Consider the following 18,686-nt stretch of genomic DNA (forward strand, 5'->3'; position numbering starts at 1 on the left):
TATTGTAGCCGACCGGCATTCACCGAGCAACGACCAGTATACAGATGTACGACCGACGTCCGCGACCCACGACGACGCAGCGCCGACGCCCGATCCGGGCGGTGAGAGCATGAGCACGGACGCCGAAGCCCGCGAGCGCGACGACGACGGCCTCGACGGCGGCTACGACCCCGACGAGGTCGAGCCGAAGTGGCAGCAGCGGTGGGTCGACGCCGATACCTACCGCTACGAGGGCGACCCGGGACAGGACCCGAACACCGTCTACTCGATCGACACGCCGCCGCCGACGGTCTCGGGGAGCCTGCACATGGGCCACCTCTACGGCCACACCCTCCAGGACTTCGCCGCGCGCTTCCAGCGGATGGCCGACGGCGACGTGCTGTTCCCGTTCGGCTACGACGACAACGGGATCGCCTCCGAGCGACTGACCGAGAAGGAACTCGACATCCGCCACCAGGAGTACGAGCGCCGCGAGTTCCAGCAGCTCTGCCGGGAGGTCTGCCAGGAGTACGAGGCCGAGTTCACCGAGAAGATGCAGGGGCTGGGCTGCTCGATCGACTGGAACAACACGTACAAGACGATCGAGCCCCGCGTCCAGCGCATCTCGCAACTCTCCTTCCTCGACCTCTACGAGAAGGGCCGCGAGTACCGCAAGAAGGCGCCGGCGATCTGGTGTCCCGAGTGCGAGACCGCCATCTCGCAGGTCGAGATGGAGGACATGGAGCGGGGTTCGCACTTCAACGACATCGCGTTCGACCTCGTCGGCGAGGACGCCCCGCGCGAGGAGTTCGTCATCTCGACGACCCGTCCCGAACTGCTGCCGGCGTGTGTCTCGGTGTTCGTCCACCCCGACGACGAGGAGAATCAGGACCTCGTCGGCGAGACGGCCCGCATCCCGATCTTCGGCCACGAGGTGCCGATCATCGCGGACGACCGCGTCGACATGGAGAAAGGCAGCGGGGTCGTCATGTGCTGTACCTTCGGCGACCAGAAGGACATCGAGTGGTACCAGGCCCACGACCTCCCGCTTCGCGTCGCGATCGACGAGTCCGCGACGATGACCGACCTCGCCGGCGAGTACGAGGGGCTGTCGACCGAGGCGGCCCGCGAGGCCATCGTCGAGGACCTCGACGCGGCGGGCTACCTCCGGGACCGCCGCGAGATCAGCCACACGGTGCAGGTCCACGAGCGCTGTGACACGCCCGTCGAGTTCCGCGTCTCCAAGCAGTGGTACGTCGAAATCTTAGACCACAAGGAGGAGTACCTCGAGGCCGGCCGGGAGATGGACTGGTACCCGGAGAAGATGTTCACCCGGTACAAACACTGGATCGAGGGACTGGAGTGGGACTGGCTGATCTCCCGCCAGCGCGACTCGGGCATCCCGTTCCCCGTCTGGTACTGCGCCGACTGCGACCACGAGGTCGTGGCCGAGAAGGCGGACCTCCCGGTCGACCCGCTGTCGGACGACCCGCCCGTGGACACGTGTCCGGAGTGCGGCCACGACGAGTTCGTCCCCGAGGACGACGTCTTCGACACGTGGGCCACGTCGTCGCTCACCCCCCTCATCAACGCCGGCTGGGACTGGGACGCCGAGGCCGAGGCGTTCCGGATGGAGCACCCGGAACTGTACCCGTTCGACCTGCGCCCGCAGGGTCACGACATCATCTCGTTCTGGCTGTTCCACACCATCGTCAAGTGCTACGAACACACCGGCGAGGTGCCGTTCGACGCGACGATGATAAACGGCCACGTCTTGGACGAGAACCGCGAGAAGATGTCCAAATCGCGGGGCAACGTCGTCGAACCCAGCGAGGTGCTCGCGGAGTACCCGGTCGACGCCGTCCGGTTCTGGGCGGCCAGCGCCGCCGTCGGCGACGACTTCCCGTTCAGCGAGAAGGACATCGTCGCCGGCGAGAAGCTGCTGCGAAAGCTCTGGAACGCCTCGAAGCTGGTCGACTCGCTCGCGCCGCGCGAGCCCGACGAACCCGCGGAACTCGAGGCGATCGACCGCTGGCTGCTCGCGGAACTCGACGCCGCGGTCGAGGAACTGACCGACCACTTCGCCGAGTACGAGTTCGCCAAGGCGCGCAACCGCCTGCGGACGTTCTTCTGGAACACGTTCTGTGACGACTACCTCGAAATCGCCAAGACCAGGGAGGACGAGTCCTCGACGGCGTACGCGCTGCGGACGGCCCACCGGGCGTTCCTGAAGCTGTGGGCGCCGTTCCTCCCGCACGTCACGGAGGAGATCTGGCAGGCGCTGTACGCCGGCGAGGGGAGCCTCGACGAGACGAGCGTCCACACCTACGAGTGGCCCGACCCGCGCGGCTACGAGGCCGACCTCGAGGCCGGCGAGACGGCGATGGAAGTCATCTCCGCGCTGCGGCGGTACAAGTCCGAGCGCCAGCTTCCGCTCAACGCCGACCTCGGGTCCGTCTCGGTCTTCGGCCCGATCGAGGGCTTCGAGGCGGCGATCAGCGACGTGATGCACGTCGCGGCGCTCGAAGCGCTCGACGAGCCGCCGGAGATCACGACCGAGGTGGCCGCGATCGACCTCGACTACGCCACCATCGGGCCGAAGTTCGGATCGAAGGTCGGCGAGATCGACGCCGCCATCGAGGCCGGCGAGTACGAACTCGACGAGGAGACGGGCGTGCTTCGCGTCGCCGGCGAGGAACTCGACGAGGACCTCTTCGAGGTGGAACTCGAACGGACCTACTCCGGCGACGGCGAGATGCTCGAAACCGAGTCGGCGGTCGTCGTCGTCGAGTAACGTCGCGGGTCCTGCGTTCCTCGGCGCCCGGATCGACGTTTTACCGTCCGGACGATTGATAGGTGCCCCCGCCCATCCTCGGGTATGCGACGACGCGTCCTGCGCGCGCTCGTCGCGGCCGCGGCCGGCTGTTCCGCGCGCGGGTCGACCGGCCGGACCGGGAGCCGTACGGGCTGGGCGGCGCCGAACCGGTCGCCGACCCGCCGGCCGAGGTGGCGATGGGCGGCGCCTGCCCGCCCCGCGGCGAGGACGTGGCGCGCGTGGTCTGCGACGACGAGATCGATCCCGACGAGACGGCGACGTTCCTCGAACCGTCGGCCGAGACCGTCGGCGGCGAGCCTCGACCCGTACCTCGACCTCGCTCCCGGCAGTCGAGACCGGCCGGTCACCCTCTCGTTCGATTCGCCCGGCTTTCACACGTTTTCGCCCGCGTGGCCAGCGCCAGAAACAGCGCGAGCAGCGTGAACGTCACCTCGCCGACGGCGACGGTGCCGAGGGCGTCAGCCCCGAGGAACGTCGGGGCGTCGCGGGCGACGGGGATCACGGTGTGGTGGGGGGCGTCGCCGACGACCGGGACGAAGTAGTCGACGACGAGGTTCGACCAGTACCACAGCAGCGCGACGGCGACCGCCCACACGGGGAAGTCGGTGATGCGGTGGAGGACCAGCGCCTGGACGACCATCGCGAGGTGGCTCCAGAAGAGGAACTGGTACATCGCGGGGTGGAGGTAGTCGTAGGCGTCGGCGAACGCCAGCAGCGTGTACGGCGTCCACAGCCCGAGGATCACGTTCCCGAAGAACGCGAGCGCGGTGAGCCACGGCCGCTCGCGGCCCAGTTTCCACGAGGCGATCGCCAGCGCGATCAGCAGCGTCGCGAACGGGCTGTCGGGCACCCACGGCCACATGATCGCCGGCGTCGTGGCGAACTGCGAGGAGTAGTACCAGAACCCGAACGCGGTGCCGGCGAGGTTGACGGCGACGACGAGCCACGCGTACCGTAGCCCGAGGTCCTCCACCCGCTTCGGCACCGGCGCGAGGTAGCGGGGCAGCGGCGCTCGCTCCGGCAACCGTGTCGGCTCGGTCATCGTCCGCCGTCACGGGGGGGGAACGCAAAACGGTACCGATCGGCGACAGGTCGACCGGCGAATCGCCGGCGGCGGCGTCGGGGGGTAACAGACACGCACAAGTGGGGCGCGCGCTAACCCCGGCGTATGCCGACCACGACCGACCTCGAGGATCTGCGGCGCGGAACCGACCTCGTCAAGCGGGGCTTCGCTCGAATGCAGAAAGGCGGCGTCATCATGGACGTCGTGAACCCCGAACAGGCGCGCATCGCCGAGGAGGCCGGTGCCGTGGCCGTGATGGCTCTGGAGGCCGTCCCGGCGGACATCAGAAAGCGCGGCGGCGTCGCCCGGATGGCCGACCCCGCGGAGGTCGAGGCGATCATCGACGCCGTCTCCATCCCCGTGATGGGCAAGGCCCGCATCGGCCACACGAAGGAGGCGGAGATCCTCGAGGCCGTCGGCGTCGACATGATCGACGAGTCCGAGGTGCTGACGCCGGCCGACGACGCCTACCACATCGACAAGCGCGAGTTCACCGCGCCGTTCGTCTGTGGCGCCCGCGACCTCGGCGAGGCGCTGCGCCGGATCGGCGAGGGCGCGGCGATGATCCGCACCAAGGGCGAAGCCGGCACCGGCGACGTCAACCAGGCGGTCCACCACCAGCGCACCATCAAAGGCGAGATCCGCAAACTCGAGGGGATGAGCCACGAGGAACGGGAGGCTTACGCCCGCGAGATCAGGGCGCCCGCCGACCTCGTCCACGAGACTGCCGAGATGGGACGGCTCCCCGTGGTCAACTTCGCCGCCGGCGGCATCGCGACCCCCGCCGACGCCGCGCTCATGATGCACCACGAGTGCGACGGCATCTTCGTCGGCAGCGGCATCTTCGGTGCCGAGAACCCCGAGGCGATGGCCGACGCCATCGTCCGGGCGGTCAACGACTGGGACGACCCCGAGGCGCTGGCCGAAATCTCGAAAAACATCGGCGCGGGGATGAGAGGCGACGCCAACGTCGACCTTCCCGACGAGGAGAAGTTGCAGGGTCGGGGCGTCTAGGGGCGCTCACCGACACACCGCCGAACCGACGCTGAACGGCTAAAAACCCGGTATATCGCGGAGTATCGCTTTCCCGTCCGGAGGACGAGGGTACCGTATGGACCACCCGCGTTCGCGCGACGGATCCGCGAGTGACGGCGACGGGAACGGCGGCCACGAACACGACCACGGCCACCCCGGCCCCGGACCGGACTACGACCGGACGCCGCTCGTGGTCACCTGGGAGGTGACACAGGCCTGCGCGCTCGCCTGCGACCACTGTCGTGCCGAGGCGACGCCGGAGCGCCACCCGGACGAACTCACGACCGAGGAGGGTCTCGCGCTCTTCGATCAGGTCGCGTCGTTCGACGGCCGGCAGCCGTTTCTCGTCCTCTCGGGCGGCGACCCGCTCGAACGACCGGACCTGTTCGACCTGATCGAGGGGGCCCGCGACCGCGGCCTGCGGCCGTCGGTCACGCCGGCGACGACGCCGGCGCTCGACCGCGAGACCGTCGAGCGACTCGCCGACGCCGGCGTCGAACGGCTGGCGGTCAGCCTCGACGGCGCGACCCCCGAGCGCCACGACGCCTTCCGCGGCGAGGCCGGCACGTTCGAGGCGGCGATCCGCGCGGCGAGACACGCCCGCGAGGCCGGGATCTCGACGCAGGTCAACACGACGGTCACCGCCGCGACCGTCTCGGACCTCCCGGCGATCGCAGACCGCGTCGAGGACCTCGGGGCGGCGATGTGGGAGGTGTTCTTCCTCGTCCCGATCGGCCGCGGCGAGACCCTCGACCAGCTCCGGCCGACCGAGGCCGCCGCGGTGGCGGCGTGGCTCTACCGGCGCTCGCAGGCGGCGCCCTACCGCGTGATCACCGTCGAAGCACCCTTCTACCGCCGGGTGGCGCGGGAGGTCGCGACCGCGGCGGGCGAGCGGCCCCGGCGGGTGGGGTCGACTGGCGCCGGCAACGGCTTCGTCTTCGTCAGCTACGACGGCGAGGTCTACCCCTCCGGGTTCATGCCGACGAGCGCGGGGAACGTCCGCGAGGAGTCGCTCGTGACGATCTACCGGGAGTCGGACCTGCTGCGGGCGCTGCGCGACCGCGAGTCGTTTTCGGGGCCCTGCGGCGACTGCGCCGCGACCGAGGTCTGCGGGGGCTCTCGCTCCCGGGCTTACGCGGCGACGGGCGACCCCCGCGGGAGCGATCCGCTCTGCCCGTGGGCGGCGACGGACCACGCCTACGACGCCGCCGACGCGCCGTGGCTCGACGCGGGGACGGTGCCCGAGGTGATGCGGTGAGCGACGACTGGCGCGAGGGGCTGGACGCGGTCGACGAGGCGCTGCTCGACGGCTACCAGCGCGGGTTCCCCGTCGAGCGCCGGCCGTTCGAGGCGATCGGCGCCGACCTCGGGATCGACGGCGACGAGGCCTTCGACCGCGTCCGGGCGCTGGTCGACCGCGGGGCCATCCGACGGGTGGGGCCGGTGCTCGCCCCCTCCGCGATCGGGTCGTCGACGCTCGCGGCGCTCTCGGTGCCGGACGACGAGTTCGCGGCCGCCGCCGCGGTCGTCAACGGCTACCCGCAGGTCAGCCACAACTACCGCCGGGACCACGAGTGGAACATGTGGTTCGTGCTCGCGGCCGGGTCGCGCGCGAGGCGGGACGCCCTCCTCGCCGATATCGCCGCCGAGACGGGCCGGGAGCCGCTGGTCCTCCCGAAACTGCGAACCTACGGCGTCGACCTCGCGTTCGCCGTCGGCGGCGACGACCGGACGCCGGGCGAGTCCTCGGCGGCCGACGAACGGCCGCGCGCCGGCACACCCCGCGAGGAGCAGTCCGTCTCCCTGACGCGCTTCGAGGGGGACCTCCTGCTCGAGATACAGGACGGCCTCCCGCCGTCGGCGACGCCCTACGCGGACGTCGCGGCGTCGCTCGGGGCCGACGTCGACGACGTGCTCGCGGCGCTCGACCGGTTGCTCGACCGCGGTGCCGTCAAGCGGGTCGGGTGCGTCGTCAGCCACCGGAAGACCGGGTTCGACGCGAACTGCATGGTCGTCTGGGCGGTTCCGGAGGACGCGGTCGACGCGGTCGGCCGCGAGGTCGCCGCCTACCCGTTCGTGACGAAGTGCTACCGTCGGCCGCGCCGTCCCGACCGGGGCTGGGAGTACACCCTGTTCACCATGCTCCACGGCCGGTCGCGGGCGGCCGTCGACGAGCGGATCGACGACCTCGCCGCCGAGATCCAGTACCCTCACGAGCGCCTCTCCACGGTCGAGAAGCTGAAACAGACCGGCGTCCGCTTCGAGCGCCTCGGCGAGGGCCGGTAGGTGTCGGGACTACGGCTTCGTCGCGCCGAGGGCTCGACGAACCGCCCGTCGGACACCGGCCCGGAGAGCGAATCCTTGCGGGGCGAACCGGAAAGCTTTCGTGCCAGTTGTGTGCCCTGAACGACATGCGACGCCGCCAGTTCCTCGCCAGCGGAACCGCCCTCCTCTCCGTCGCCATCGCCGGGTGTGGCCACCCGCCCGTGGTTCTCGACATGGACGACGCGACGGCGGACGGCATCGCCGGCGAAGTTTCGATGACCGCCGTGCCCGGGTCCGAAGAATACGCCGTCGTCACGTCGGCCCGCGAGAACGGATCGGCCACGCGGGCCGGACGGCACGCGCTGTTCGATCACACCGACACCGTGCGGGTCGAAGACGCCTTCTACGACGTTTCGGAAACTCGACTCGGGAGCAGCGAGGTGACGGTCTACGAGGTCCGCGTCGATTTCGATCCGGACGACCCGACGCCGGAACTCGGCGAAATCGAGTACGACGACCTCCCCGAGACCGATCGCCGGCGCCTCGACGCGATCGTCTCTGACGACCCGCCCAGTCAGGACGGATACGATCTGGGCGTCGGTTACGGAACCGCCGAGGAGGTGGGGGACGGATCGGTGTTCGTTCCGGAGCAACAGTACGATGTTCTCGTCTACGACGGGGATCGGTACCGAGTCGCGGTCGACTCCCGAACGGCGTCCGAGGTGGAGTACCGGTACGAGGCGACGGAGGTCGCTCCCGACGTCGAGACGTTCGCCGACCGGGTTCGAGCGCAGTATCTGTTCGCGCTCACGGGCCTCTCCGAGGCCGAACGCGCGGTCGTCGAGGAAGCGATCGACGGGGGGTACTTCGAAGACGACGACGCCTTCCGGTCGGTGGTCGACCGCATCCGAGAGCACGAGGGGCTGGACGTGGACGACTTCTACGGGACGTGGCTCGTGGAGTACGAGGGCGTCGAGTATCTCACCTACGCCGAGTGGTAGACCGTCGCCGGCGCGCGTCGGCTACGTCCACGCGCGCGGCGGCGGCACGGCGCCCGCCCGAACGAGCGCGAGCAGGAGGAAGTACGCCGCGAGCGCGCCGCCTCCCGCCGAGAGCAGCGGCGAGGGCGCGACGGCCGCGCCGACGGCGACGAGCGCGAGCGCGCCCGCGAGCGACGCGACCTGAACGGCCCGCCGCTCCCAGTACCGGCGCACGGCCGCCGCCCGTCGCGCGGCGACGGCCTCGAAGGCGAGCGTCCCGGCGGCACCGAGGAGGAAAGCGGGGACCGACGGCGCGGCGTCGACGGCGACGAACGCGGCCGCGAACGCCGCGAGGGCGACCGCCGCGAGCGCCCCGTCGGTTCGCGCGCCCATCTCCGGTCAGCGGTACAGTCGGGCGCCGTCGCCGACGCGGGTCTGGTAGGCGCGGCTCTCGACGCCGGCATCGTCGAAGGCGTCGAGCATCGCGGCGGCGACCGCGCGCCGGTCGGGCCGGCGACAGACCGCGAGCAGGGCCGGCCCCGCGCCGCTGACGGTGACGCCCGTCGCGCCCGCATCGAGGGCCGCCTCGCGGACGGCGTCGTAGCCGTCGATGAGCGCGGCGCGTTCGGGGGTGACGATGCCGTCGTCCATGCCGCGGCCGACGAGGTCGGGGTCGTCGCGGGCCATGCCGACGGCCAGCGTGGCGGCGTTCCCGACCGTCTCGACGACGTCGGGGAGGGCGGCCGAGTCGGGGACGACGCCGCGCGCGTCGCGCGTGGAGACGGTGATGTCGGGGAGACACGCCACCAGCGACAGCGAGGCGTCGACGCGGGTGACGCCGTCGTCGGTGACGACGGTGAAGCCGCCGAGCAGCGCCGGGGCGACGTTGTCGGCGTGGGCCTCCCCGGAGACCAGCGCCTCGCCCTCGGCGGCGACCGGGACGAGTTCCTCGCGGGAGCGGCCGCGGTCGTAGAGTTCGTCGAGCGCGACGGCCGCGGCGGCGGCGCTGGCGGCCGACGAGCCGAGGCCGGAGGACGGCCGGACGCCCTTGTCGATCCGGATGTAGGCGGGCGCGTCGAGGGCCTCCGCGACCGCGCCGACGGTGTTCTTCGCGGGGTCGTCCGGGATGTACTGGCTGCCGACGCCGGTCACCTCGATGGTCGTCTCCGGGGCGCGTTCGACCCGGATCACGTCGGCGGGCGCCCCGAGCGCGAGACCGAAGACGTCGAAACCGCTGCCCAGGTTCGCACTCGTCGCCGGCGCCCGCACGGTGAGCATGGCGCCTTCTATCGGGAGTGAGGGCAAAAAGGTAGCGAACGCCGCGACCCTGCCTCGCGGCGCCCGCGGCCGGTTTCGCCGTCCCGGCACCCCCCGACCGCGCGAGGCGCGGTACCGGCGCGCACGCGGCGCCCTCCCACGGAGCGGTCGAATCGGTGGGACTAAATTCGCGTGCCGGCTCCGTACCTGCATGGGTTTTGGTAGCTACGACGAGTCCGAGCAACGGCAACCCGACGCGGACGACGACGGCGAGAGCGCGGGCGTCACCGTCCACGAGAACGACTACGAGGGCGAGATGAGCGTCGAGACCGGCGGCTCGACCGACGACCTCCTCGGGCAACTCCAGGACATCAAGGCGTCGAAAGACGAGTAAGCGGGGTCCGCCCCCTCTCTGCGAGCGTCAGTCGTCCGGGTTGGCGGCGACGTCGGCCCCCGACCGGGCGAAGACGCGGTCGAGGCCGACCAGCAGACCCGCCGAGAGCGCCGCGCCGGCGAGGGCAAACGCCGCAAGGAGGGCGAAGAAGGCGCCGGTCGAGAAGCCGTCGAGGACGAAGCCGCCGATGGCGATGCTGGCCGCGCCGAGGCCGAACTCGCCGAGGTAGGTGTAGCCGTAGGAGAGCCCCCGGGCGTCGGCCGGCGTGTAGACCGCGACGGCGTTCTGGTAGAACGGCTGGATCGCGAACAGGAAGAAGCCGAGGACGGCACAGTAGGCGACGATGGCGACCAGTCCGACCGACGCGACGGGGACGAACGAAAGCGCCAGCGCCGCGAGGACGACGAAGATGACCGCCATCCCGCGGGCGGGCGCCACCCGATCGGTCAGTTTTCCGCCGGCGTACTGGCCGGCCATCCCGACGACGAGCAGGCCGGCGTAGACGTAGAACTCGGGGTCGACGTCGTAGCGTTCGAGCGTCGGCGCGACCGACAGCGCCTCCAGCGCGGGGGTGCCGTTGAGGATCTCCGGCAGGAAGGTGAGCGTCCCGCGGTAGAACAGCCCCTCGACGGTGACGATCGCGAAGACGACCGCGAACGCGCTGGCGAACAGCGCCCGCGAGTTCGCGACGAGGTCGGCCGGCGAGAGCGCCTCCTCCGGCCCCGCGTCGACGTCGTCGTCGACGGCGGCGGCCGGGTCGAACTCCGCGCGGAGGCCGTAGGCGGCCGCGAGCAGGCCCGGCACCGCGAGCAGCGCGGCGACGTACTGCCAGTCGAGGAAGACGAGCATCGTCGCGGCGGCCAGCGGGCCGAGCGCGATGCCGGCGTTGCCGGCGATGCCGTGCCAGGCGAAGACCGTCCCGCGCTCGTCGACGCCGGTGGAGATGAGCGAGAGCCCCGCGGGGTGGTAGACGCTGGCGGCGACGCCCCAGAGCACGAGGCCGACGGCGATCGCGTAGATCGAGTCGGCGTAGGCGGCCGCGGCGATCACGACGAACGCGAGGCTCATGCCGGCGAGACAGCCGACGATCAGCCGCTTGGTTCCGTAGCGGTCCGCGAGGATTCCGCCCGGGAGCGCGCCGATCCCGAAGGGGGCGTAGCCGAGCGCGACGACGACGCCCACGAGGGCGACCGAGACGTCGAACTCGGCGAGCCAGACGACGAGGAGGATCGGGATCGAGGTCTCGAACCAGTGGACCAGCGCGTGGCCCGCCATCGTGAAGCCGGCGATCGATCGGTCGTTCGCGTTCAGGGACATGCGTGGGGTACGTTGGCGAAACCGCGTCGGTCCGGCTACTTAGCCGCTCGGAAACCGGTCGGCCTCGCGTCGCGTCGGCCCGGCGGTGTGGTGGTCACTCGTCGACGGCCTCGTCGTCGACGCCGACCGCCCGCGAGACGTCGACGTCCTCGGGTTCCTCCCGGCCGCCGACCACGAGGTCGCCGTCCTCGGTCTCGACGTAGACGTCGTCGGCGAAGCCGCCCTCGGCGTGGGGGTGTTCCGGATCGTCGAGTTTCGCGGGCGTCGACGGCGCCTCCGGAACGCCGCCCTCGGGCTCGAACTCGCCGAGGGGGTCGTCGATCGTGATCCCCCACGTCTCGAAGAAGTCGGCGTAGCGCTCGTAGTGGGCGTCGAGTTCGTCGGCGGGGATCTCCATCATCTCGGTCCAGCCGTGGTTGTAGAAGTCGAAGTTGGCCTGCAGGTGGGTGATCTCGCGGGCCTCGGCCTCCGAGTAGCCCGCGCGCAGCGCCTCGAGGTAGGCGTCCATCGTCGCGTCGAAGAAGGCGTCGAGGTGGGTCTCGCGCTCGTCGGCGCGGTCGGGGTCGGCCTTCCCGGTGAAGACCCTCGTGTGCAGGCGCACGAGACCGTACCGGGCAACAGAGCGGACGCCGGGCATTTCGAGGGCCTTCCGCGAGGCGAAGTGGCGGGCGTTCTGACGGATCTTCATACGCGTACGTGTGGACCCCACGATAAAGAGGGATTCGGCGCGTCGCCGCTCGTCTCCCGGCCCGCGATGGCGGATTCGAGCGCCTGGGCGCCGTCAGCGCTGGGACGCGCTGGGACGTGAACGCTCGCGCGTACGCGTTCGGCCGCGCCCGTTTTCGAGATAGCAACCCACTTTAACCCCCGTTACGAACGTTTCGGACATGACTGAGTACGTCATCATCGGCGACGGGATCTCGGGCAGTTCGGCCGCCGAGACGCTCCGGGAGGAGGACCCGGAGGGGTCGATCACCGTCATCACCGATGAGGGGGAGCCCCTCTACAATCGAATCCTGATCAAAGAGCACGCGAAGGGGAAACTCCCGGAGGCGCCCATCTCCATCCACGAGGAGGAGTGGTACGACGAGCGCGACATCGACCTCTCGCTCGACACCCACGTCACCCGGATCGACACCGACGAGAAGGTCGTCCACACCCACGAGGGCGAGGACATCGGCTACGACAAACTCCTGATCGCCACCGGCGGCACCCCCACACAGCTTCCGGTCCCCAACAGCGACGCCGACGGCATCCACCACTTCTGGACGTTTCAGGACGCCCGGAAGATCCGCGAGGCGGCCGAGGGCTCCGACCGGGCGGTCATCGTCGGCGCGGGCCTGCTCGGGATCGACTTCGCGGCGGTCTGTGGCGCACAGGACATCGAGGGCAAGTACCTGATGCGCGGCGACCGCTGGTGGCGCTACGCGCTCTCGGCCGACGGCGCCGAGATCATGCACGAGGGCATGCGCTCGAAGGGCGTCGAACCGGTCTTCGAGAGCGGCGTCGACGAGTTCGAGGTCGACGACGACGGCCACGTGACGGCCGCGGTCGACCCCAACGGCGACCGCTACGAGTGTGACTGGGCCGGCGTCGCCATCGGCCTGACGTTCAACACCGAGTTCCTCCGCGACAGCGACGTCGAGCAGAACAACGGCATCGTCGTCGACGAGTACATGCAGACCAGCGTCGAGGACGTCTACGCGGCCGGCGACATCACCCGCTTCTACGACGTGTTGCTCGGCGAGCAGGCCCAGAACGGCTCGTGGGGCTCCGCGAAGGAACAGGGCCGCGTCGCCGGCGTCAACATGGCCGCCGACGACGAGGCCGAGCCCTTCGAGTGGGTCTCCTCGTACTCGATCACTCACTTCGACTTCCCCTTCCTCTCCTTTGGCCACCCGACGCTGGGCGACGACCACGCCGAGCGCAAGTACTCCGACACCGAGTGGCGCCGCATCGCCTTCAAGGACGGCAAGATCGTCGGCGGCGTCCTCATCGGCGACCTCTCGCCCCAGAGCAAGTTCAAGCAACTGATGCGCGAGGGCCGCGTCGTCGCCGACCAGAAGGAGGTCCTGCTCGAGAAGTCGGTCGACCTCGACGAACTCGCGCCGACCCAGGAACAGTAACGTTCTTCTCCCGCGGTATCCCAGCCCCGAGGTCCCGTCCCGACGCGCGGACGTTCGCGTGTTCGCTCGACGTACTCGTCCCATCGGTCTCGCGTGCTCGTCTTCACCCGTTCCTGCCCTGCCGTGGTCCACTCCGCCGCGTCGCGCGGCCCGTCGTCCCGACCCGTCCAGCGGCGCCTCCGCTCCCGACGCGACGGTTCGACCGCGCCCGTCGTCGCGGCGAGTATACACGAACGTGGATAGATAGACGGGAGGTGCAGACGGGAAACTTTAACTTACCCCTGTATCTATGCTCGACCGTCCAACATGGGGGTCACAGAGTACTTCGAACTCGAAGCGCACGACACCGACGTCGGCACCGAGACGATCGCCGGCGTGACGACGTTCCTCGCGATGTCGTACATCATTCTGGTCAACCCGTTCATTCTGGCGAACGCGATCGACGTTCCCGGCTACGACCTCGTCCCGACGGTCCAGATGATCGCCATCGCGACCATCCTCGCGTCGGCCGTCGCCATCTTCGTGATGGCCTTTTACGCCAACCGGCCGTTCGGGCTGGCGCCCGGGATGGGGCTGAACGCCTTCTTCGCGTTCACGGTCGTCCTCGGCATGGGGGTCCCGTGGCAGACGGCACTCGCCGCGGTGTTCGTCGAGGGGGTCATCTTCATCGCGATCACGGCGATCGGCGCGCGCGAGGCCATCATCCGGCTGTTTCCGGAACCCGTCAAGTTCGCCGTCGGCGCGGGGATCGGCATCTTCCTGCTGTTCATCGGCCTGCAGGAGATGGCGATCGTCACCGCCGACCCGGCGACGATGGTCGCGCTCGGCCCGATCGCGCAGTCGCCCGCGGCGCTGATCGCCCTCGCCGGCCTCCTCCTGACGCTCATGCTGTGGGCGCGGGGGGTCACCGGCGCGATCATCCTCGGCATCGTCGCGACGACCGCGATGGGCTGGCTCGCCTACCTCGCGAACCTCGCGGCGCCCGCGGAGATCCTCCCGGAGGCGCTGCTCAACGAGGAGACGGGCGAACTCTCGTTCGCGGTCGTCACCTCGCCGCAGTACGACATCACGCCGCTGGTCGGCGCGTTCGTCGAGGGCCTGCGCGACGTCGACCCGGTGACGTTCGCGCTGGTCGTCTTCACGTTCTTCTTCGTCGACTTCTTCGACACCGCCGGGACGCTCATCGGCGTCTCGCAGTTCGGCGGCTTCCTCGACGAGGAGGGAAACCTGCCCGAGATGGACAAGCCGCTGATGGCCGACGCCGTCGGCACCACGTTCGGCGCGATGGTCGGCACCTCGACGGTCACGACCTACATCGAGTCCTCGACCGGCGTCGAGGAGGGCGGCCGGACCGGCCTGACGGCGCTCGTCGTCGGCGTGCTCTTTCTCGTCTCGCTCGTCGCGATCCCGCTGATCGCCATGATCCCCGCGTACGCCTCGTTCATCGCACTGGTCGTCGTCGGGATCATCATGCTTCAGGGCGTCCTCGACATCGACTGGCACGACCCGGCGTGGGCGGTCTCCGGCGGCCTGACGATCACCGTCATGCCGCTGACCTACTCGATCGCCAACGGCCTCGCGGCCGGCATCATCGCCTACCCGCTGATCAAGGCCGCCACCGGCGACTTCGAGGACGTCAGCCCCGGCCAGTGGGTGATCGCCGCCGCACTCGTCGGCTACTTCTACGTCTACACGAGCGGCATGCTCGGCTAGCGCGGCGGGATCGCCGCGCTCTTACGTTCGAACCCGCTAGCGACGGCCATGGGAACGATCACGTTCTACGAACTGCCCGGCTGTCCGTACTGCGCGAAGGTCCGGTCGAAACTCGAGGAACTCGACCTCGAGTTCGAGACCGTCGAAGTCCCCGCGGCCCACGCCCAGCGCACCGAAGTCGAGGAGGTCAGCGGCCAGACCGGCGTTCCCGTCATCGTCGACGAGGACCACGGCGTCGAGGGGATGGCCGAGAGCGCCCACATCGTCGCCTACCTCGAGGAGACCTACGCCTGACCCCGGCAGTCGCAACACATTAGTGAGGCGAAGATAACCGATCTACCGATATGGAGATCGGTAATCATATCTCGGCCGTCAGAAACTGGATCCTGAATCTCGTCCGTGACACGGACGACGATACGGCGTCGGCCACCGAGGACCCGGCCGTGATCGACCGCACCGGGTTCGACGGCTCGCTCGACGGCGCGGAGGTGATCGGTCGGAGCCCCCTGTCGTACATCGCGGCGAGCGAGTCGGTTTCGCCGATGATGGGGAAACACACCACGCACAAACTCGCCTCATACGGCCTCGACGACATCGACCCCGACGAGTGGTACCCGCTCCGGGCGCCGCTGGCCATGCTGTTCGAGATGCGCGAGGAGTACGGCGAGGGCAGCATGCAGAACATGGGCCAGAACATCCCGGAGCACGTCGAGTTCCCGCCGGACATCTCCACCGTCGAGGAGGCGTTGCACTCGATCGACGACGCCTACCACCACAACCACCGCGGCGGCGAGATCGGCTTCTACGAGTTCCGCGAGGAGGGGCCCGGCGAGGGGATCATGGTCTGTGAGGATCCGTACCCCTGCGAACTGGATCAGGGGCTGATCAAGGGCGTCGCCGCGAAGTTCGCCGACAGCCCCGTACAGGTCGAGGAGGTCGGCGACCGGTGCCGGGCCGAGGGCGGCGGGCGCTGTGAGTACCGGGTCGACTGGATCGAAGCGTAGGCGCCGGCCCGCTCAGTAGGGGTACTCCCGGGGCTCGCGCTGGACGGAGATCCACTTCACGGTCGTCAGCGTCTCGAGGATCCACTCGTCGTTGTACCGGCCCATCCCGGAGGCGCCGACGCCGCCGAACGCGACGTGCGGTTCGTCGTTCAGCGGCTGGTCGTTGATGTGGACCATCCCCGTCTCCATGGCGTCGGCCACGTCCCGCGCCCGCGAGAGGTCCGTCGAGTGGACTGATCCGGAGAGGCCGTACTCGGTGTCGTTGGCCAGCCGCACCGCCTCCTCGTCCGTCTCGAACGGGATGACCGGCGCGACCGGGCCGAAGTGTTCGTTCGCGGCCACCGGCATCTCGTTGGTCACGTCCGACAGCACCGTCGGCTCGACGAACAGGTCGTCGTAGTCGCCGCCGGCCTCGACGGTCGCGCCGGCCGCGACGCTCTCCTCGATCAGGCCGACGATCTTGTCCCGCTGGGATTCGTTGATCACCGGCCCCACGAGGGTCCCCTCTTCGAGGGGGTCGCCGATCGGGAGGGCCCCCGCGCGGTCGGCAAGCGCCGTGACGTACTCGTCGTACAGCGACTCGTGGACGAGGTGGCGGTTGATCGAGATGCACTCCTGTCCCTGGTGGGTAAACGAGCCGAACGCGCCGGCGTCGACGGCCCGTTCGAGGTCGGCGTCCGACAGCACGACGTGGGCGTTGTTGCCGCCGAGTTCCAGCGCCGGCTCCGTGAACTGGCCGACCGCGCGCTCGCCCACCCGGCGGCCGACCTCCGAGGAGCCGGTAAAGGACATCACCGACGGGGTGGGGTGCGCGGAGAAGTGATCGCCGATCTCGTCGCCGTAGCCGGGGACGACGTTCAACACGCCGTCCGGGAGGCCGGCCGCCTCGAACAGCGCCGCGAGCACGAGTCCGCCGGTCAGCGGGGTGTTCTCGTCGGGCTTGAGCACCACGCCGTTGCCCAGCGCGATCGCGGGCGCGACGACCCGGCTCGAGAGGTACAGCGGGAAGTTCCACGGGGTGATCACCCCGACGACCCCCGCCGGTTCGCGCACGAGCAGGTTCTCCTTGCCGGGAGTGACCGACTCCGCCCGTCGCCCCCCGTCGCGCATCGCGAGGCCGGCGCCGACCTCCATCGTCCCCTGGGCTAGCTGGGTCTCGAACTGCGCTTTGAGGTCGACGCCCCCACACTCGACGGCGAACAGCGTCGCGAGGTCGTCGGCGTACTCCTCGATCAGCCGACAGGCCCGGGAGACGACCGCCGCGCGCTCCTGCGGGGGCCGCTCGGCCCACGCGTCCTGTGCGCGCTCGGCGACCGCCATCGCCTCGTCGACGTCGGCCTCGGTACCCGACGGGACCGACGTGATGGGCTCCCGCGTCGCGGGGTTCTCGACGGGAATCTCCTCGCGCTCGCCCGCGGGGACCCACTCGCCGTCGAGGTACAGGGCGTTCCACCCGTCCTCCGGCGCGATGTCGAGGTCGTCGACGCTCTCTACTTCGGTGACGCCCGATTCGGGTTCCGACATGGCCCTACCTTCAGACGAAGCGGATTTATTCGTTTGGTTGTACGAAGGCGTGGCCGGGAAAACAAACGGCGCGGGCGCGGGGCCGACTCAGGCGGCCTCCTCGCGCTCGGCGCGCTCGCGGATGACCTCGCGAAGCTGTTCGCCGTCGCGGACGTCGGCCAGTTCCTCGCGCTCGATCAGCGCGGTGCCGTCGATGGCGTCGCGCTTCGCGCGGTCGACGACGTAGACCGAACGGGTGTGGGTGATCCGGCCGATGGAGCTCATGATGCGGGCGCGCTTCTCGGCGGCTTTCGTGAGTTCGGAGTGGCCCGTGAGGACGACGTCGTCTTTGCCCCCCTCGTTCTCGCTGACGGCCTTGAACGGCGAGCGCAGCGTCGGGTGGACGCTGTAGCCCGCGCGGCTGAGCACGGCGACGACCTGCTGGTCGTCGGGGTCGGCGGCGGGGTCCTCCGGGGTCGCCTCGCTCTCGTGGACCTCGTCGGCCCCTTCGAGGACGTCCACCGGACTCGTCAGCGGCGCGTCGAACAGCTCCTCCAGGGCCATCGCCACCTCGATGGAGGCGTTCATGCCGTCCTCGTACTTCGAGACGGTCCGCCGGGAGACGCCCAGTTCGTTCGCCAGTCGGCCGAGGCTCCAGTCGCGGGCCTCGCGCTCGTCGGCCAGCAGGTCGCCGTCGATGTTGACGTACAGCCCGCCGGGCGCGGCGTAGATCAGCGGTGGCACCCCCTCGACGAACAGGTTGTACGCCGTGTCGGGGCTGAGGACGGGGACGCCGTGTCGGAAGTAGACCACGTCCGGCTTGAGGTCCTCGTCGCGGCTGCGCAGGCCGATCACCAGCGGCGTCGCTTCGAGGTAGGTGCCGAGGCGGCGCATCTCGTGGCCGGTCTCCTCGTTGAACGCGTCGATGTTGCCGAGAATCTTCACGAGGAGGAGGTCCTCGCCGCGGCGCGCGGCGACGTCGAAGCTCTTCGGTCGGATCGCACACCGGTCGCTCACCGTGAAACCCGCGTCTTCGAGCATCGCGGTGACGTTACCGACCAGTGCGGACCGGGACATAAGGGATTGTAAGTGACTCCACCTATATGAGATTTTCTCCCGTTACGTCGCGGTTGCGTCGGGCGATTCTCCGCCGCGGCGGGGACATACTTATATAGGGCTCCGGCGCGACCCCGGAATTCGACACGGCTCCGCGT

17 protein-coding genes are annotated in these 18,686 nt (G+C 69.8%); 10 read left to right on the top strand and 7 right to left on the bottom strand.

Annotated elements, in window-relative coordinates:
* Nucleotides 1-109: 109 nt before the first annotated feature.
* Complete coding sequence (locus NKG98_RS08745; RefSeq protein ID WP_254769273.1) at nucleotides 110-2,773, top strand: valine--tRNA ligase; 2,664 nt, start codon at nucleotides 110-112, stop codon at nucleotides 2,771-2,773.
* A 385-nt stretch (nucleotides 2,774-3,158) separates the two neighbouring features.
* Here NKG98_RS08745 and NKG98_RS08750 read toward each other — a convergent pair whose 3' ends face one another.
* Nucleotides 3,159-3,857 carry a DUF1405 domain-containing protein gene (locus NKG98_RS08750; RefSeq protein ID WP_254769274.1) on the bottom strand — a complete coding sequence of 233 codons (699 nt, stop codon included), beginning with the start codon at nucleotides 3,855-3,857 and terminating at the stop codon, nucleotides 3,159-3,161.
* Nucleotides 3,858-3,983: 126 nt separating this feature from the next.
* Between NKG98_RS08750 and pdxS the strand changes: the two genes are divergently transcribed.
* The 4 genes from pdxS (at nucleotide 3,984) to NKG98_RS08770 (ending at nucleotide 8,179) form a co-directional block, all read left to right on the top strand.
* Nucleotides 3,984-4,892, top strand: coding sequence for a pyridoxal 5'-phosphate synthase lyase subunit PdxS (pdxS, locus tag NKG98_RS08755; protein WP_254769275.1), 909 nt, complete (start codon nucleotides 3,984-3,986; stop codon nucleotides 4,890-4,892).
* 97 nt (nucleotides 4,893-4,989) lie between these two features.
* Nucleotides 4,990-6,171: a radical SAM protein gene (locus NKG98_RS08760; RefSeq protein ID WP_254769276.1), complete on the top strand. Its 1,182-nt coding sequence runs from the start codon at nucleotides 4,990-4,992 to the stop codon at nucleotides 6,169-6,171.
* Entirely contained in the window at nucleotides 6,168-7,199 is a 1,032-nt protein-coding gene (ahbB, locus tag NKG98_RS08765; protein ID WP_254769277.1) for a siroheme decarboxylase subunit beta, read from the top strand. The genes NKG98_RS08760 and ahbB overlap by 4 nt, the downstream gene beginning before the upstream one ends.
* Before the next feature lie 125 nt (nucleotides 7,200-7,324).
* Nucleotides 7,325-8,179, top strand: coding sequence for a hypothetical protein (locus NKG98_RS08770; RefSeq protein WP_254769278.1), 855 nt, complete (start codon nucleotides 7,325-7,327; stop codon nucleotides 8,177-8,179).
* A gap of 21 nt (nucleotides 8,180-8,200) precedes the next feature.
* Here the strand turns inward: NKG98_RS08770 and NKG98_RS08775 are convergent, their stop codons facing one another.
* Both NKG98_RS08775 and NKG98_RS08780 read right to left on the bottom strand, forming a co-directional pair.
* The gene (locus tag NKG98_RS08775) at nucleotides 8,201-8,551 is read right to left on the bottom strand and encodes a hypothetical protein (RefSeq protein WP_254769279.1); all 351 of its coding nucleotides are present in this window, start codon (nucleotides 8,549-8,551) and stop codon (nucleotides 8,201-8,203) included.
* Nucleotides 8,552-8,557: 6 nt separating this feature from the next.
* Complete coding sequence (locus NKG98_RS08780) at nucleotides 8,558-9,436, bottom strand: homoserine kinase (protein WP_254769280.1); 879 nt, start codon at nucleotides 9,434-9,436, stop codon at nucleotides 8,558-8,560.
* Nucleotides 9,437-9,626: 190 nt separating this feature from the next.
* Between NKG98_RS08780 and NKG98_RS08785 the strand changes: the two genes are divergently transcribed.
* Nucleotides 9,627-9,809, top strand: coding sequence for a DUF5786 family protein (locus NKG98_RS08785; RefSeq protein WP_254769281.1), 183 nt, complete (start codon nucleotides 9,627-9,629; stop codon nucleotides 9,807-9,809).
* A gap of 27 nt (nucleotides 9,810-9,836) precedes the next feature.
* Here the strand turns inward: NKG98_RS08785 and NKG98_RS08790 are convergent, their stop codons facing one another.
* Both NKG98_RS08790 and NKG98_RS08795 read right to left on the bottom strand, forming a co-directional pair.
* Nucleotides 9,837-11,126 (bottom strand): MFS transporter, encoded by a 1,290-nt coding sequence (locus NKG98_RS08790; protein ID WP_254769282.1) that lies wholly within the window; start codon nucleotides 11,124-11,126, stop codon nucleotides 9,837-9,839.
* 94 nt (nucleotides 11,127-11,220) lie between these two features.
* Nucleotides 11,221-11,814 carry a DUF6149 family protein gene (locus NKG98_RS08795; RefSeq protein ID WP_254769283.1) on the bottom strand — a complete coding sequence of 198 codons (594 nt, stop codon included), beginning with the start codon at nucleotides 11,812-11,814 and terminating at the stop codon, nucleotides 11,221-11,223.
* A gap of 199 nt (nucleotides 11,815-12,013) precedes the next feature.
* Here NKG98_RS08795 and NKG98_RS08800 point away from each other — a divergent pair, with 199 nt between their 5' ends.
* The 4 genes from NKG98_RS08800 (at nucleotide 12,014) to NKG98_RS08815 (ending at nucleotide 15,969) form a co-directional block, all read left to right on the top strand.
* Nucleotides 12,014-13,252, top strand: coding sequence for an NAD(P)/FAD-dependent oxidoreductase (locus NKG98_RS08800; protein WP_254769284.1), 1,239 nt, complete (start codon nucleotides 12,014-12,016; stop codon nucleotides 13,250-13,252).
* Between the two features lie 306 nt (nucleotides 13,253-13,558).
* Nucleotides 13,559-14,965, top strand: a complete 1,407-nt coding sequence (locus tag NKG98_RS08805; RefSeq protein ID WP_254769285.1) for an NCS2 family permease — start codon at nucleotides 13,559-13,561, stop codon at nucleotides 14,963-14,965.
* Nucleotides 14,966-15,013: 48 nt separating this feature from the next.
* Nucleotides 15,014-15,259: a glutaredoxin family protein gene (locus NKG98_RS08810; protein WP_254769286.1), complete on the top strand. Its 246-nt coding sequence runs from the start codon at nucleotides 15,014-15,016 to the stop codon at nucleotides 15,257-15,259.
* Between the two features lie 149 nt (nucleotides 15,260-15,408).
* Nucleotides 15,409-15,969, top strand: a complete 561-nt coding sequence (locus NKG98_RS08815) for a hypothetical protein (RefSeq protein ID WP_254769287.1) — start codon at nucleotides 15,409-15,411, stop codon at nucleotides 15,967-15,969.
* A gap of 12 nt (nucleotides 15,970-15,981) precedes the next feature.
* Here the strand turns inward: NKG98_RS08815 and NKG98_RS08820 are convergent, their stop codons facing one another.
* Nucleotides 15,982-17,493 carry an aldehyde dehydrogenase family protein gene (locus NKG98_RS08820; protein WP_254769288.1) on the bottom strand — a complete coding sequence of 504 codons (1,512 nt, stop codon included), beginning with the start codon at nucleotides 17,491-17,493 and terminating at the stop codon, nucleotides 15,982-15,984.
* Between the two features lie 87 nt (nucleotides 17,494-17,580).
* Complete coding sequence (locus NKG98_RS08825) at nucleotides 17,581-18,549, bottom strand: transcriptional regulator (protein ID WP_254769289.1); 969 nt, start codon at nucleotides 18,547-18,549, stop codon at nucleotides 17,581-17,583.
* Nucleotides 18,550-18,686 lie beyond the last annotated feature (137 nt).

The organism is Salinilacihabitans rarus (genome assembly GCF_024296665.1).
GTDB classification, from domain to species: Archaea; Halobacteriota; Halobacteria; order Halobacteriales; family Natrialbaceae; genus Salinilacihabitans; species Salinilacihabitans rarus.